The following is a 733-nucleotide window of genomic DNA, read 5'->3' as shown; positions in this document are numbered from 1 at the left end:
GCCAAGCTGATGAGCGAGGTCGGGCTGCGCGTCAACGAGACGTGCAAGCTGGATTTGACCGACATCAAGTGGGACCTGGGCCGGTTCGGCAAGCTGCACGTCCGGCATGGCAAGGGCGCCCGCGGCTCCGGCCCGCGCGAGCGGATGGTCCCGCTGATCAATAACGCTGCGGCGACGTTGCGGTGGTTCGTCGAGGACGTGTGGGGCCAGTTCGGCGACGACCACACCCGTCCCGGCGTCCCGCTGCTGCTCTCGGAGCGCAAGAACATCGACGGCAGCGCCGCCAGGGTCGGAGACGAGACGCTCCGTTCGGCGCTCGCGGTGGCCGCCGGACGCCATCTGCCGGACTGGCCCGACCCCGTCACCCCCCATGTCCTGCGGCATTTCTGCGCCTCTCAGCTTTATCTCGGCGGGATGGACCTGCTGGCCATCCAGGCCGTCCTCGGCCACGCCTGGATCGCCACGACGATGAAGTACGTCCACGTCCCAGGAGCCCACGTCGAGGACGCCTGGATCGCCGGTCAGCAACGGGCCGCCGCCCGGCTGACGGGATTACGAGGGAATTGACGCCATGACCACTCATCCCGCTGTCGTGCCCGACGGCTACTGGGCCCGCCACAAGCTGGCCTGCGCGCTCACGCTCGGCGCCACCGGGCTGCCGTGCGTCCAGGCCGGAGTCGAACTGCTCATCGACACCGGCATCTGGCTGCACCGGCCCGACTTCGTCGAGCAG

Annotated in this window: 1 protein-coding gene; it reads left to right on the top strand. The window is 69.3% G+C overall.

Features of this window, described 5'->3' with window-relative positions:
- On the top strand, window positions 1-567 hold a 567-nt coding region (locus ACTWPV_RS49745; protein WP_443157234.1), incomplete at its 5' end, for a tyrosine-type recombinase/integrase.
- Window positions 568-733 lie beyond the last annotated feature (166 nt).

Source organism: Nonomuraea sp. KM88, assembly GCF_052245635.1.
Classification (GTDB): Bacteria; Actinomycetota; Actinomycetes; order Streptosporangiales; family Streptosporangiaceae; genus Nonomuraea.
This window is presented reverse-complemented; position numbering and strand designations above follow the sequence as displayed.